Raw genomic sequence first — 14,555 nt, forward strand, 5'->3', positions numbered from 1 at the left:
TTATGCGGATTCCGCTTTCATGGCTCGGCGAGTACGTCGAGATTGACGCCGAGGCCACCCCGCGCGAGGTACTGGATGCATTTGTGCGCGTGGGTCTCGAAGATGAAGCGATTCACGAGACGCAGGCCGCTGGCCCGATCGTCGTCGGTGAAGTGCTCGAGACGACGCCCGAACCGCAGTCGAATGGCAAGACCATCAATTGGGTACAGGTGCGCGTTGCGCCCGAGGGCGAGCAGGCTGCCGATGGTGGCGCCGATGTGCGCGGGATCGTCTGTGGCGCCCACAACTTCGTGGCAGGTGACCGCGTCGTCGTGACGCTTCCCGGCGCCGTACTTCCCGGCGACTTCCACATCGCCGCCCGCAAGACCTACGGTCACGTGAGTGACGGCATGATGGCGTCGATGCGCGAGCTCGGCATTGGCGATGACCACGATGGCATTATCGTGCTGCGCGATCTCGGTATCGACGCAGAAGTGGGCACCCCGGCGCTGCCCCTCCTCGGCCTCGACGACGTCGCAGTGGAAGTGTCAGTGACCCCTGATCGCGGTTACGCGATGTCGATGCGTGGACTCGCGCGCGAGTACTCGCACGCCACTGGCGCGACCTTCAATGACCCGGCACTGCGCCCTGAACTCAACGAGATTCTTGAGGCGGGCCTCGCCACCGATGCCGCCGAGGTTCGCGTACCGCTGTCGATTGACGAGTCGTTGGCCGTGCGTGACCAGCCGCTGAGCCGCGTCTTCGCGGGCCTCGTGGTCACCGGCGTCGACGCGAGCCGTCCCACCCCGGCCTGGCTCGCGCAGCGACTGCGACTTGCGGGCATCCGTTCGCTCGGCATCCTGATCGACATCACCAACTACGTGATGCTCGAACTCGGCCAGCCCATTCACGGCTACGACCTCGACCTGCTGCGCGGCGGCATCCACGTGCGTCGCGCGACTGCGGGGGAGCGTCTCACGACGCTCGATGGTAAGGATCGCGAGCTTTCGGATGAGGACATCCTCATCACCGACGACCGCGGCGCGATCGGCCTCGCTGGCACCATGGGTGGCGCCGAGACCGAGCTCAACGATGCGACCACGAACGTGTTCATTGAAGCGGCGAACTTCTCGCCGATCTCGATTGCGCGCACGGCTCGTCGGCACAAGCTGCCGAGCGAGGCCTCGCGTCGCTTCGAGCGCGAGGTCGACACTGCTGTTGCGATTCCGGCAGCGGCGCGCGTCGCGGAACTCCTCGTCGAGCTCGCTGGCGGCACGGTGCAGCCCGTCGGCTCGATCGTCGGTGGCGCCGAAACCCGCGATGAGATTGTCATGCCCGCCAGCCTTCCGGCGACGCTCATGGGCATCGACTACCAGCGCTCCGAGGTCGTTAAGGCGCTTGAAGATGTGGGCTGCACGGTGGTCGAACGCGGCGATGACCTCGTCGTGACGCCGCCGACCTGGCGCCCCGACCTCACGAGCGATGTCACGCTCGTCGAAGAGGTCGCTCGCCTCAACGGCTTTGACCGCATCCCCTCGGTGCTGCCGATTGCCCCGGCCGGTCGTGGTTTCACGCGCGAGCAGCAGTTGCGCCGTCAGCTCAGCGATGTGCTCGCTGCGACCGGGCAGGTCGAGGTGCTCAGCTACCCCTTCGTGACCGAGACTGACAACGAGCTCTTCGGTAGCGCGGTTGCGGGGGAGCAACCGTCGATGGTGCTCGCGAACCCAATGGATGCAACGACGCGCTGGCTGCGTACGAGCATGCTGCCGGGGCTCATTGGCGTCGCGCACCGCAATGTTTCGCGCGGTCTCACCGATCTCGCCATCTTCGAACTCGGTCGCGTGTTCCGTCCCGAGCCGGGTCGCACTTACGGTGTCGACGAGGTGCCGGTGATTGCGCAGCGTCCGAGCGAGACGCGTCTAGCCGAACTCAACGATGGCATCCCGCCGCAGCCGCACTGGCTGGGTGTGTTGCTACTCGGTGACCGCAGCGACAAGCAACCGGGCCTCGGTGCCGTGCACTACGGCTGGCAGGATGCGATCGAGCTCGTTGACCGCGTCGCCACCGCGACCGCAGCCGACTTGCGCGTGCGCCAGGGGAGCCACCAGGCGTTCCACCCGGGCCGCTGTGCCGAGGTGCTCGTGGTGGATGCTGAGGGTCGCGAATCGGTCGTCGGTTACGCGGGTGAACTACACCCCTCGGTGACTGTCGAGCACGATTTGCCGCGCGTCGTCGCCGCTCTCGAGGTCGATGTGGATGCGATTCTCGCGGCCTCAGACCGGCACGTGCTGGCGCGCACGATTACCGGATACCCGGCGGCCACGCAGGACCTCTCGCTCGTGGTGCCGGCCGAGGTGTCGGCGGGCGAGGTTGGTGCTGCAGTGCGTGAAGGTGCGGGCGAGCTACTCGAACACCTTGCGCTCGTCGACGACTACCGCGGTGCCGGGCTTGAAGAAGGCAAGAAATCGCTCACTTTCGCGCTGCGTTTCCGCTCAAATGAGCGCACGCTCACCGCGGCCGAGGCCACCGAGGCGAAGGAGGCGGGCGCCGCGATCGCGGCCGAACGCTTCGGCGCCGCCATCCGCGCCTAACGCTCTTTCCACCACGAGGCCCGCACAAGTGTGGGCCTCGTGGCGTTCTCCCCCACCCAAGGGTGGGGGAGAACGCCACGAGAGGGGGAGTTGCCTCCGCAAAAGTGGCGTGATGCTCGGGGACGATGTGCCGCGCATCCGGCTCTCGTAGGCTCTAGTCATGACTGATGCGACGCAACCCGGTCCAAAGCCCAATGACAATGAGGCTGATTCGGGTGCGCCGAACAGCCCCTGGACACCGCAGCAGCAGGATCCCATCGCGACGGGCGAGCATGACCAACAGGCCACTGAGCAACAGCAACAGCAGTGGGGTCAGCCAGCCGTAGCGTCAGCGGCGAAACCGCTTCCACCAGCACCGTGGCAGCAAGCCGCCCCGGCCGCGCCTGAGCGCCGCTCGAACCTGCTCGGCATCATCGCCGCCTTACTCATCGGGCTTGTACTCCTGCTCGGTCTCGCGCGCAGCATCGTGGTCATGGGCCCGGTCATCGACACCGTGGGCGTCACCGGCATTGCCGGTGCCATGAATCTGATCACGTTCGGTCAGGTCTTCTTGGGCGTTGTCGCCGCAGTCCTCGGTGGCATCAGCTTCGGAACCACGCGCAAGTCAGCGCGACCCGATCACGTTGGCCTTGCAGCGGCAGCTATCGGCGGCTGGATCGCCGTGTCGACGATCATCAACATGGTGGTGAGCTTTGCCACCGCAATGATTGGCGCGGTCTAGCAGGCAAATGGCGTCAGATCAGAGCGTCTCACCCTAGGAAGTCGCTTCGCGCAGTGCCGTTTCGAGCGCGACCCAGCCGAGCATCGCGCACTTCACGCGCATGACGTACTTCGCGGTGCCCTCGAACGCCACGGCATCGCCAATGAGCTCGGCTTCGGGGGAGTCCTCGTCATATGAGACTTGGCCGCGCGAGCGCATCATGGTGCGCATCGCCTCGACCGCGGCGAAGGCCTCAGTCACCGTACGGCCACGCAATTGCTCGACGAGCATCGACACCGATGCGAGCGAGATCGAGCAGCCATCGCCGACCCAGCCGATCTCGGCGAGCGTCGGCTCAGTACCCGAACGATCTAGCCGCACTCGCAAACGCAGTTCATCACCGCACGAGGGGTTTTTCTCGAAGCGCTCGGCATCAAATTCGGCGAGTTCACCCGCGCCCACTCGACGACGCGAGTGGTCGAGGATGATCTCCTGATACATCCCAGCAAGATCGCTCACTATGCCACCCCGAACCAGGCGCGCGCACGCGACACGGTGTCGATGAGTCGGTCGATCTCGTCACTCGAGGTCGTGAGATAGGTCGAGGCACGAGTGGATGCGGTAATCCCAAGTCGGCGGTGCAACGGCTGGGCACAGTGGTGACCGCCGCGCACGGCGATGCCCTCCGCATCCAGGAATTGTGAGAGGTCGTGCGAGTGCACACCGTCGACCACAAACGAGGCGAGACCCGAGCGCGGCACCGAGGCATCGGCGCCGAGCACGCGCACACCGGGCAACGCCGACAGTTCAGCAACCATGCGCGCTGCCAGCTCTTCCTCGTGTGCAGCGATCGCCGACATGCCGACGCTATCGAGATAGCGCACCGCAGCGGCAAGAGCCACGGCCTCAGAGACCGGCTGCGTGCCCGACTCGAAGCGCGTGGGCGGATCCATGAAGGTCGTGCCGGTCATCTCGACGACCTCAATCATCGAGCCACCGGTGCGTGCCGGCGGCAATTGCGCGAGGCGTTCGCGGCGCCCGTAGAGCACACCGATGCCGTTCGGGCCACCCATCTTGTGGCCCGAGAAGGCCGCGAAATCGACCCCGAGCTCGTGAAAATCGACCGGGCGGTGCGGCACCGATTGGCAGGCGTCGAGCACCGTCACCGCGCCCGCCGACTGCGCAAGCTCGACCAGCTCGGCGACTGGCGCAATAAGTCCGGTGACGTTCGACACGTGGGCGAAGGCGAGCACGCGGGTGCGCGGGCCAACGACAGCGCGGGCATCATCGATGCTCCAAACACCGCGGTCATCGACCGGAATCCAACGGAAGGTGGCGCCGGTGGCGAGGGCAAGTTCCTGCCAGGGCACGAGGTTGGCGTGGTGCTCGGCTTCGGTGACGACGATCTCGTCGCCAGGGCCCAACGCGAGAGGTGCGGATGCGTCACCGCCGCGACCGCGCGAAGCGGCAGCCATGCCGAGCGTGATCATGTTGAGTGCGTCAGTGGCGTTCATCGCCCAGGCAATCTCGTCGGCATCGGCGCCAACGAAGCCCGCGACCGTTTCACGGGCTTCCTCGAAGTCGCCGGTGGCGAGCGCAGCCAGCTCGTGAGCGCCGCGGTGCACCGCCGCATTGTGTGTGCTGAGGAACTCCTGCTCGGCCTCGAGCACGGCATTTGGCCGTTGCGCAGTGGCACCGAAATCGAGATAGGCGAGCGGTTTGCCGTGCACCGTCGAGGCGAGGATGGGGAAATCATCACGCAGTTGCCGGGCGCGCGAATCGGTGATTTCGACGCCGGATGCGGGAATTGCAGCACTGTTCATGGTGTCGTCCAGGCTACGCCGTGTCGCCTCTGACCACACGGATGCGACCAGAGCGGCCATCTGCCGGTGCCTAGAATGGAGGACATGACCTATTCAGCAGCGGTCGCCGGAGCCTCCGGGTACGGCGGCGGCGAACTTCTCCGACTCCTCGCCGACCACCCTGAGATCGAAGTGCGCACCGTCACCGCGCACTCGCAGGCTGGCGAGCGACTCCGAGACGTGCATCCGCATCTCGCGAGCTACGGTGAACAGCTGCTGCAGCCGACGACCGCTGAAACGCTGCGCGGTCACGACATTGTCTTCCTCGCACTCCCGCACGGCGCATCTGCGGCGCTCGCGGCTGACCTCGATGTCGACACACTCGTTGTTGATGCGGGTGCCGACTTCCGGCTCGAGCGCGAGCAAGACTGGCTCGACTACTACCCGGGCGACTACGCAGGTTCGTGGACGTACGGTATGCCCGAACTCTTGCTCGTCGATGGCGGCAAGCAGCGCTCGCGCCTCGCGGGCACCCGCCGCATCGCCGTGCCCGGATGCAATGTCACCGCAATTACGCTCGCACTCGCGCCCGCGCTCAACGCTGGCCTCATCGAGCCCGACGACCTCACCGCGGTGCTTGCGGTTGGCCCTTCGGGTGCCGGCAAGAAGGCAGCGGTGTCGATGCTCGCAAGTGAACTCATCGGTAACGCCGTGCCCTACAACGCGTATGGCGGGCACCGCCACAACCCCGAGATCCGTCAAAACTTGCGGAAGGCCTCGGGCCAGGACACGCGGCTCGCGTTCACTCCCGTGCTCGTGCCGACTGCCCGAGGAATCCTCGCGACCTGCTCGGGCCGCATCCGCGACGGTGTTGACCTCGCTACCGTGCGCGACGCGTACGAGGGCGCGTATGGCGACGAACGCTTCATTGAGGTGCTCACCGATGGTGCCTACCCGCGTACGAGCGATGTCATCGGTTCGAACCGCACGCAACTTGGCTTCGGCATCGACGAGCGCGCTGGCCGTCTCGTCGTGATCACCGCCATCGACAATCTCGGCAAGGGCACCGCCGGCGCCGCGATTCAGTCCACCAATCTCGCCCTCGGACTCACCGAGGGGCTCGCTCTTCCCCTGAACGGAGTTGCCCCGTGACCGTCACCGCAGCAAAGGGTTTCCGCGCCGCTGGCGTGGCCGCCGGAATCAAGTCGACCGGCAAGCGTGATGTCACGGTGGTGGTCAATGACGGTCCCTCGGCCGCGGCCGCCGCGGTGTTCACCTCGAACCGCTGCCAGGCAAACCCGGTGATCTGGTCGATCAAGGCCATTGCCGACGGTTCGATTTCGGCGATCGCCCTTAACTCGGGCGGCGCCAATTGCTACACCGGCGACTTCGGTTATGAGACGACCGCCCTCACCGCCGAGCGCGCTGCAGAGTTGCTCAACCTGCAACCGAGCGATGTGCTGGTCTGCTCGACCGGGCTGATCGGCGCGGGCGACGAGGTGTTCCGACAGAAGGTGCTCTCAGGCGTCACTGAGGCTGTCGCCGAACTCGCCGACGACGTGGCAGCCGGCCGGAACGCTTCGGAGGGCATCCTCACGACCGACTCGGTCGAGAAGCTCGCCACGCGCACCGGGAGCGGCTACACCATTGGCGGCATGGCGAAGGGCGCGGGCATGCTCGCTCCGGGCCTCGCCACCATGCTCGTGGTCATCACCACTGACGCCGACCTCGAATCGACGCAGCTTGATGCGGCCCTTCGCGCGGCCACCGCCGTCACCTTCGACCGGGTCGATTCCGACGGCTGCATGTCGACGAACGACACCGTGGCGCTCATGGCCTCGGGCGCGTCGGGCGTCACGCCCGACGTCGCTGAGTTCACTGAACTCCTCACCGACCTCTGTGCTGAGCTGTCGAAGAAGCTGCAGCAGGATGCTGAGGGCGCGAGCCACGACATCACCATCACCACCGTTGGCGCCGCGAGCGTCGATGACGCGGTCGCCGTGTCGCGGGCCGTGAGCCGCTCGAACCTCTTCAAGGCCGCGATCTTCGGCAACGATCCGAATTGGGGCCGCGTGCTCGCGGCTGCCGGCACCACTGACGCCGAGTTCGACCCGCAGGCACTCGATGTGACGATGAACGGAGTCATGGTCTGCAAGGCCGGCACCCCGTTCGAGTCGATCGACCTCGTCGACCTCAGCCCGCGCGAAACCGAGGTCATCATTGACCTGCACGCGGGTGAGGCGAGTGGCACGATCCTCACGAACGATCTCACCCACGACTACGTGCACGAGAACAGCGCCTACGCATCCTAGGAAAGCACCATGACTCACGAGCAGGCAGGCGATAAGCCGTTCGGCTACGGCCATCAGGGGACCGACAGCACCATCCCGGCCACCACCGGTGCCATTCCGACGCTTGATCGACGGGTGCCGACGGTGACCCGCAGCATCCCGGTGCAGACGAGCGATGTGCGTTACGAGCGGGCGGCGACCAAGGTCGAGACGCTCATTGAGGCACTGCCGTGGATGCAGCGCTACCACGGGCAGATCATCGTCATAAAGTTCGGTGGCAACGCCATGGTCGACCCGGAGCTGCTCGACGCCTTCGCCTCCGATATCGCGTTCCTGCGCTATTCGGGTGTGAAGCCGGTGGTCGTGCACGGTGGCGGTCCGCACATCTCGCGGATGCTCAAGCGCGTCGGCATTGAGTCAGAGTTCCGTGCCGGGTACCGCTACACCTCGCCCGAGGCGATGGAAATCGTGCGTATGGTGCTGGGCGGCCAGGTTGCGCGCGATCTCGTCGCGGCCATCAACGAGGTCGCGCCGGTAGCGACCGGTGTTTCGGGCGAGGATGCTGGGCTCTTCCAGGCGCGCCGCAAGACCACCGATGCCCGCGGCAACCAGGTCGACCTCGGGCTCGTCGGCGAGATTGTCGCCGTCAATCCGACCGTGGTGCGCGCTGATATTGCCGCGGGCCGCATCCCGGTGGTGTCGACCATTGCGAGCGATATCGATATGCCGCGTTCGGCGCTCAATATCAACGCTGACCGCGCCGCCGCAGCCCTCGCGGTCGCACTCGGCGCGAAGAAGCTCGTCATGCTCACCGATGTCGAAGGCATCTACCGCGATTGGCCCGACCGTTCGTCACTTGCGGCGTTTATTACGCCAACCGAGCTACGCAATATGTTGCCGACCCTGGAGTCGGGCATGATTCCCAAGGCACAGGCCTGCCTCGAAGCGATTGACGGTGGCGTCAAGCACGCGACCATCATCGACGGACGTGTGCCGCACTCCACACTCATCGAGGTGTTTACCCACGAGGGGTTCGGCACCGAGGTCACCGCGGGCTAGTTAGCCGCCTCAGTTTTCGATTTTCTGCCAGAAAGGCATGCTCATGATCCGCCACCTCCTTCGCGACGATGACCTCTCACCAGCCGAGCAGCTTGAGATTCTTGAGCTTGCCGCGCGCCTCAAGGCCGATCGCTTCGCCGACCGGTCACTCGAGGGGCCGCAATCGGTCGCAGTGATTTTCGACAAGTCGTCGACGCGCACGCGAGTGTCGTTCCACGTGGCCATCTCAGAAATGGGCGGCAACCCGCTCATCTTCACTACCGCATCCAGCCAGCTCGGTGGCAAAGAGACCGCGAGCGACACGGCGCGCGTGCTCGAGCGCATGGTCGAAGCTGTGGTGTGGCGCACCTATGCGCAATCCGGCCTTGAAGAGATGGCGGAGGGCACGACCATTCCGATCATCAACGGACTGAGCGACGACTTCCACCCCTGTCAGATCCTCGCTGACCTCTTCACCATTCGCGAGCACAAGGGCGGCACAGCTGGTCGCACGCTCGTGTTCCTGGGCGACGGTGCGAGCAACCTCGGCCACTCCTACCTGCTCGGCGGTGCACTTGCTGGGATGCATGTGCGCGTTGCCGCGCCGGAAGGCTACCTGCCCCGCGAAGACGTTGTCGCCGACGCGACTGCAATTGCTGCGACGACCGGCGGCTCGATCACCGTCGGGAGCGACATCGCTGAGCTCGCGGCAGGTGCCGATGTCGTTGTCACCGACACCTGGGTATCGATGGGGCTCGAGGCCGAGAAGCAGCAGCGAATCGACGCCCTCTCGCCCTACCGCGTTACCGAACAGGTCATGTCATACGCCGCTGATGACGCCATCTTCATGCACTGCCTGCCGGCCGACCGTGGCTACGAAGTCGACGCCGCGGTAATCGACGGTCCGCAATCGGTCATCTGGGATGAGGCCGAGAACCGCCTGCACGCACAGAAGGCGTTGCTCGTATGGCTCCTCGCGAAGGCGCGCGAATCCGCCGCGAGCTAACGGCAACTTGGCCGTCACCGAACCGAACTAGAATGAAGGGATGCGCTGGGCGCGCGAGATTCCGCCCGCTCAGCCCTCCGACAACAACACACAGGAGCAGCAGTGACTGAACGCATCGTCATGGCGTACTCGGGTGGTCTCGACACCTCTGTCGCGATTCCGTGGACGAAGGAACGCACCGGGAAGGACGTCATCGCCCTCGCGATCGATGTGGGCCAGGCCGGCGAAGACATGGAGCAGGTGCGCCAGCGCGCCCTCGACTGCGGCGCGGTCGAGTCGATCGTCATCGACGCCCGCGAAGAGTTCGCCAACGATTACCTCGTGCCCGCCCTCAAGGCGAACGCGCAGTACCAGCGCCGCTACCCGATCGTGTCGGCGCTCTCGCGTCCGCTCATCTCGAAGCACCTCGCGCGCGTTGCCCGCGAGCTCGGCGCGAACTCGATCGCGCACGGTTGCACCGGTATGGGCAACGACCAGGTGCGTTTCGAGGCCGCGGTTGCGGCCCTTGCGCCCGAGCTCACCTCGATCGCGCCGATTCGCGACCTCTCGCTTACGCGTGACGTCGCAATTGAGTACGCCGAGAAGCACAAGCTGCCGATTCGCCAGTCGAAGAAGTCGCCCTACTCGATCGACCAGAACATGTGGGGTCGCGCGGTAGAGACCGGCTTCCTCGAAGACCCGTGGAATGCGCCGATTGAGGACCTCTACGAGTACACGCAGGACCCGACCATCGAGCGCGAGCCGACCGAGGTGACCATCACCTTCGAGCAGGGTGTGCCAGTGGCCATCGACGGCGTGCGCATGAACATGCTCGACGTCGTGCTCAAGATGAACGAGCTCGCTGGCGCCCAGGGCGTTGGCCGCCTCGACATGGTTGAGGACCGCCTCGTCGGCATCAAGTCGCGTGAAATCTACGAGGCACCCGCGGCGATCGCGCTCATTGAGGCGCACACGCACCTCGAAGACCTCACGCTCGAACGCGATGTGGCCCGCTACAAGCGCACCGTTGAGGTCGAGTGGGCAAACCTCGTCTACGACGGTCTCTGGTTCGGTGGCCTCAAGCGCTCGCTTGACGCCTTCATTGACCACACCCAGGAGAAGGTCTCGGGCGAGGTGCGCATGACCCTGCACCAGGGTCGTGCCGTGGTGACCGGTCGCCGCTCGGCGGAGTCGCTCTACGACTTCTCGCTCGCGACGTACGACACCGGCAACACCTTCAACCAGGACTCGGCGCGCGGCTTCATCGATATCTGGAGCCTGCCGTCGAAGATCTCGGCTCGTCGCGACAAGCCCGAGCTCTAGTCAATGACGCAGCAGCAGAACCGAGCCGGCGAAGACGGCGCCCTCTGGGGCGGCCGCTTCGCCGGCGGGCCCTCGCCTGAACTCGCCGCACTCTCAAAGTCGACGCAGTTCGACTGGCAGCTCGCGCACTACGACCTCGCGGGTTCGCGCGCGCACGCGCGCGCCCTCGCCAGAGCCGGCTACCTCACCGCCGACGAACTCACCGGGATGCTCAGCGCACTCGATGAGCTCGACGCGCGCGTGCACGATGGCCGCTTCGTCGCGGGCGAGCAGGATGAAGACGTGCACTCGGCGCTCGAGCGCGGACTCGTTGAGATCTCCGGCGTCGAACTCGGCGGCAAGCTTCGCGCCGGTCGCAGCCGCAACGACCAGATTGCGACGTTCGTGCGGATGTACATCCGCGATCGCTCGGCATCGGTCGGCTTGCTCGTTGCCGGACTCATCGAGGCGCTCGCCACGCAAGCCGAGACGAACTTCGATGTGATCATGCCCGGTCGCACGCACCTGCAGCACGCCCAGCCGGTGCTCCTCGCGCACCAATTGCTTGCGCACGCCTGGCCGCTCGTGCGCGACCTTGACCGCATCCAAGATCTGCGCCGTCGCCTTGATGAGTCGCCCTACGGTTCGGGCGCGCTGGCGGGCTCGACGCTCGGTCTCGACGCAACGGCAGTCGCCACGGAACTCGGATTCTCGGCTTCGGTCGCGAACTCGATTGACGGCACCGCGTCACGTGACCTCGTTGCCGAGTTTGCCTTTGTGCTCGCCCAGATCGCCATTGATGTCTCGCGCCTCAGCGAAGAGATCATCATTTGGAACACGAAGGAGTTCGGCTTCGTCACGCTCGACGACGGGTACTCGACCGGGTCAAGCATCATGCCGCAGAAGAAGAACCCCGACATTGCCGAGCTCGCGCGCGGCAAGGCGGGTCGACTCATCGGCAACGTGACGGGTCTGCTTGCCACGCTCAAGGCGCTGCCGCTCGCGTACAACCGTGACCTGCAGGAAGACAAGGAGCCACTGTTCGACTCGGTCGAGCAGCTAGAAGTGTTGTTGCCCGCCTTCAACGGCATGGTGGCGACGATGCGTTTTGACGGCGAGCGGATGCGTGAACTCGCGCCCCAGGGTTTCTCACTCGCCACCGACGTGGCCGAGTGGCTCGTCAAGCGCTTCGTGCCATTCCGCGATGCCCACGAGATTTCTGGCGGATGCGTCAAGCTCGCCGAGTCGAAGGGCGTCGATCTCGACGGGCTCACCGACGAGGACTTCGCGAGTGTGTCGCCGCTGCTCACCCCCGAGGTGCGCGAGGTGCTCACGGTCGACGGTTCGGTAGCCACCCGCGATGGCCGCGGGGGTACCGCGCCGGTGCGGGTGCGCGAGCAGCTCGCGCAGCTGCGTGAACGCCTCAACGAAGTTCGCCCATGATCACCGGCGTTGCGGTTCGTGAGGAACTAGCGCGCCTGCATCCCGCTGAAGCCGCGCCCCGATTGCTTGGGGCGCGGCTTCGCGCATTCGGGCCCGCGGGCGAAGTGATGTTGCGACTCACTGAAGTTGAGGCGTACGCCGGTGCCGAAGACCCGGGCTCCCACGGTCATCGGGGTCAGACCCCGCGCAACGCCACGATGTTTGGTGAGGCCGCGCGCCTCTACGTGTATTTCAACTACGGGATGCACATGTGCTGCAATGTGGTCGTCGGCGAGTCTGGTGCCTCGGCCGGGGTGCTTCTTCGCGGCGCCGAAGTGACCGGTGGAGTGGAACTCGCCCGCCTCCGTCGTGAATCGTTTCGTGGACCGGCTGCGTCGCGAGTGCCAGATCTCGCACTTGCCCGCGGGCCCGGCAATCTCGGGCGAGCGCTCGGCGCCGACCTTGCCGACAATGGGCAGGATCTCGCCACCTCGCATCCGCGTGGTACGAGCGAGCATGGCTTCGAGTTGGCATTGCTCGATGCGGCCGAACACCGGAGGCTCGCTGACGACATCCGCAGTTCACTGCGCACGGGGGTCTCCGGCGCGGGTGGACTCGACCCGTTCCACTGGCGGTATTGGCTCGAGGGTGCCGGGGGAGTGTCGCCCTACCGCGCGCATCCGAGTGTGCGGGCTGCCCGCGACGCATAGCCGACGCGATTGTTCGGTAACGTAGGGCGGGTGACAGTACGTGATCTCTCCTGGCAGCGAAACGACCCGTCGTTCGACCACATCATCGATGAGCTTGAATGGCGTGGTTTCATCCACGTTTCGACCGATCTGGATGCGCTGCGAGCGCGTCTCGACGAGGGCCCGATCACGTATTACTGCGGCTTCGACCCGACGGCCTCGAGCCTTCACCTCGGACACCTCGTGCAATTGCTGCTCCTGCGTCGACTGCAGCTTGCCGGGAACAACCCAATCGGTCTCGTGGGTGGTTCGACCGGCCTCATCGGTGATCCGCGCCCGACCGCCGAGCGCACGCTCAACTCGCGCGAAACGGTTGCCGAGTGGGTAGCTGGGTTGCGGTCGCAGATCGAGGGGTACCTCGACTTCGGTGGCGAGCACCCCGCGCGCATGGCCAACAACCTTGATTGGACAGCCGACCTTTCGGCGCTCGACTTTCTGCGCGAGATCGGCAAGCACTTCCGTGTCGGCCAGATGCTCAAGAAGGATGCGGTTTCGGCGCGCCTCAACTCTGAGGCCGGTATCTCGTACACCGAGTTCAGCTACCAAATTCTGCAGGCCTTCGATTTCCTGCAGCTCAATCGCATCTACGGTCTCGAAATGCAGACCGGTGGCAGCGACCAGTGGGGCAACCTCACGGCGGGAGTCGATCTCATCCGTCGCATGGACGGCAAGAGTGTGCACGCGCTCGGCACCCCGCTCATCACCAACTCGGATGGCACGAAGTTCGGCAAGTCAGAGGGCAACGCGATCTGGATCGACGGCGACCTCACCTCGCCGTACGCCTTCTACCAGTTCTGGCTCAACACCGATGACCGCGATGTGATCGACCGGCTCAAGATCTTCACGTTCTTCAACCGCGACGAGATCGCCGAGTTTGCGACGAAGGTTGAGAACGAGCCGTTCAAGCGCGAGGCCCAGCGTGCGCTGGCCGAAGCGGTGTGCACGCTCGTGCACGGTGCCGAAGCAACGCAGGCCGCGATCGATGCGTCGGCGGCGCTGTTCGGACAGGGTGATTTGCGGGCGCTCGACGCGGTGACCCTGCAGCAGGCGATCGCTGAACTTCCGAACACCGAATCCACCCTTGGTGCTGAGGTGGCCGAAGTGCTCGTGGCCACTGAGGTTGCGAAGTCGCTTGGCGAAGCCCGCCGGGCTATTGCCCAGGGGGGAGTGTCGCTCAACAACGAGAAGGTTGACGATGAGCGCCGGGTACTCGAGGCCGGCGACCTGCTGCCTGGCAACACCGTGGTGATTCGCCGCGGCAAGAAGACGCTGGTCGGTGCGATGGTGTCGGGCAATTAGCCCGCACTCGGCCCGCGCATGAACCCTTTATTGGATACGCGCCCCACTGAGAAATCGGTGGGGCGCGTAGCCGTTTTCCGAGACATCCGCCTGGCTAGGCCGAAGTGAGGATGCGACACGCCCGGGATTCGGGGCTGGTTTGCGTCGGCGTTCACCTTTGCGTAATGTAATCACTTGTCGCCGCGAGGCACGGAGCGCACAGCGCACCGGCCTGAAGCAAGCGACCGCCTCCGGGTCATCGAATCCCAGCAGCCGTGTAAACCGGCTCGGTGATCGACACCCGGACACCGTTCCTGCGAACGGACGTCACATTCAGGCAGCAGCCCAGATTTGACAGCAAGTACACAGGAACATAGATTAGAGAAGTTGCTCTCGTGCAAGACTGTGCCGGTTGGTG

General features: G+C 65.3%; 12 protein-coding genes. 10 read left to right on the forward strand and 2 right to left on the reverse strand.

Annotation, left to right across the window (positions count from 1 at the left end):
* The first annotated feature begins 2 nt into the window (after positions 1-2).
* Entirely contained in the window at positions 3-2,570 is a 2,568-nt protein-coding gene (pheT, locus tag EG850_RS03725) for a phenylalanine--tRNA ligase subunit beta (RefSeq protein ID WP_124970125.1), read from the forward strand.
* 160 nt (positions 2,571-2,730) lie between these two features.
* Positions 2,731-3,291, forward strand: a complete 561-nt coding sequence (locus tag EG850_RS03730) for a hypothetical protein (RefSeq protein ID WP_124970128.1) — start codon at positions 2,731-2,733, stop codon at positions 3,289-3,291.
* A gap of 33 nt (positions 3,292-3,324) precedes the next feature.
* Here EG850_RS03730 and sufU read toward each other — a convergent pair whose 3' ends face one another.
* Together sufU and EG850_RS03740 are read right to left on the reverse strand one after the other, a co-directional pair.
* Entirely contained in the window at positions 3,325-3,789 is a 465-nt protein-coding gene (sufU, locus tag EG850_RS03735) for a Fe-S cluster assembly sulfur transfer protein SufU (protein ID WP_124970131.1), read from the reverse strand.
* Entirely contained in the window at positions 3,789-5,093 is a 1,305-nt protein-coding gene (locus EG850_RS03740; RefSeq protein ID WP_124970134.1) for an aminotransferase class V-fold PLP-dependent enzyme, read from the reverse strand. The genes sufU and EG850_RS03740 overlap by 1 nt, the downstream gene beginning before the upstream one ends.
* An 84-nt stretch (positions 5,094-5,177) precedes the next feature.
* Between EG850_RS03740 and argC the strand changes: the two genes are divergently transcribed.
* The 8 genes from argC to tyrS all read left to right on the forward strand — a co-directional run bounded on the left by argC (position 5,178) and on the right by tyrS (position 14,158).
* Positions 5,178-6,224, forward strand: coding sequence for an N-acetyl-gamma-glutamyl-phosphate reductase (gene argC, locus EG850_RS03745; RefSeq protein ID WP_124970137.1), 1,047 nt, complete (start codon positions 5,178-5,180; stop codon positions 6,222-6,224).
* Positions 6,221-7,384 (forward strand): bifunctional glutamate N-acetyltransferase/amino-acid acetyltransferase ArgJ, encoded by a 1,164-nt coding sequence (gene argJ, locus EG850_RS03750; protein WP_124970140.1) that lies wholly within the window; start codon positions 6,221-6,223, stop codon positions 7,382-7,384. The genes argC and argJ overlap by 4 nt, the downstream gene beginning before the upstream one ends.
* Positions 7,385-7,393: 9 nt before the next feature.
* Entirely contained in the window at positions 7,394-8,422 is a 1,029-nt protein-coding gene (gene argB, locus EG850_RS03755; RefSeq protein WP_235829198.1) for an acetylglutamate kinase, read from the forward strand.
* Between the two features lie 43 nt (positions 8,423-8,465).
* A complete protein-coding gene (gene argF / locus EG850_RS03760) occupies positions 8,466-9,407 on the forward strand; it encodes an ornithine carbamoyltransferase (RefSeq protein ID WP_124970143.1) in 942 nt (313 codons plus the stop codon).
* 102 nt (positions 9,408-9,509) lie between these two features.
* Positions 9,510-10,709: an argininosuccinate synthase gene (locus EG850_RS03765; RefSeq protein WP_124970146.1), complete on the forward strand. Its 1,200-nt coding sequence runs from the start codon at positions 9,510-9,512 to the stop codon at positions 10,707-10,709.
* A 3-nt stretch (positions 10,710-10,712) separates the two neighbouring features.
* Positions 10,713-12,131, forward strand: coding sequence for an argininosuccinate lyase (gene argH / locus EG850_RS03770; protein WP_124970149.1), 1,419 nt, complete (start codon positions 10,713-10,715; stop codon positions 12,129-12,131).
* On the forward strand, positions 12,128-12,820 hold the full coding sequence (locus EG850_RS03775) for a DNA-3-methyladenine glycosylase (RefSeq protein WP_124970152.1): 693 nt from the start codon (positions 12,128-12,130) through the stop codon (positions 12,818-12,820). The genes argH and EG850_RS03775 overlap by 4 nt, the downstream gene beginning before the upstream one ends.
* Positions 12,821-12,850: 30 nt before the next feature.
* On the forward strand, positions 12,851-14,158 hold the full coding sequence (gene tyrS, locus EG850_RS03780) for a tyrosine--tRNA ligase (protein ID WP_124970155.1): 1,308 nt from the start codon (positions 12,851-12,853) through the stop codon (positions 14,156-14,158).
* Positions 14,159-14,555: the final 397 nt, after the last annotated feature.

The sequence above is a fragment of the Gulosibacter macacae genome (genome assembly GCF_003865375.1).
GTDB classification, from domain to species: Bacteria; Actinomycetota; Actinomycetes; order Actinomycetales; family Microbacteriaceae; genus Gulosibacter; species Gulosibacter macacae.

Bases quoted from the DNA above. Each gene is read 5' to 3' on its own strand.
- pheT (WP_124970125.1), top strand. From the start codon at position 3: ATGCGGATTCCGCTTTCATGGCTCGGCGAGTACGTCGAGATTGACGCC.
- EG850_RS03730 (WP_124970128.1), top strand. From the start codon at position 2,731: ATGACTGATGCGACGCAACCCGGTCCAAAGCCCAATGACAATGAGGCT.
- EG850_RS03740 (WP_124970134.1), bottom strand. From the start codon at position 5,093: ATGAACAGTGCTGCAATTCCCGCATCCGGCGTCGAAATCACCGATTCG.
- argC (WP_124970137.1), top strand. From the start codon at position 5,178: ATGACCTATTCAGCAGCGGTCGCCGGAGCCTCCGGGTACGGCGGCGGC.
- argB (WP_235829198.1), top strand. From the start codon at position 7,394: ATGACTCACGAGCAGGCAGGCGATAAGCCGTTCGGCTACGGCCATCAG.
- argF (WP_124970143.1), top strand. From the start codon at position 8,466: ATGATCCGCCACCTCCTTCGCGACGATGACCTCTCACCAGCCGAGCAG.
- argH (WP_124970149.1), top strand. From the start codon at position 10,713: ATGACGCAGCAGCAGAACCGAGCCGGCGAAGACGGCGCCCTCTGGGGC.
- EG850_RS03775 (WP_124970152.1), top strand. From the start codon at position 12,128: ATGATCACCGGCGTTGCGGTTCGTGAGGAACTAGCGCGCCTGCATCCC.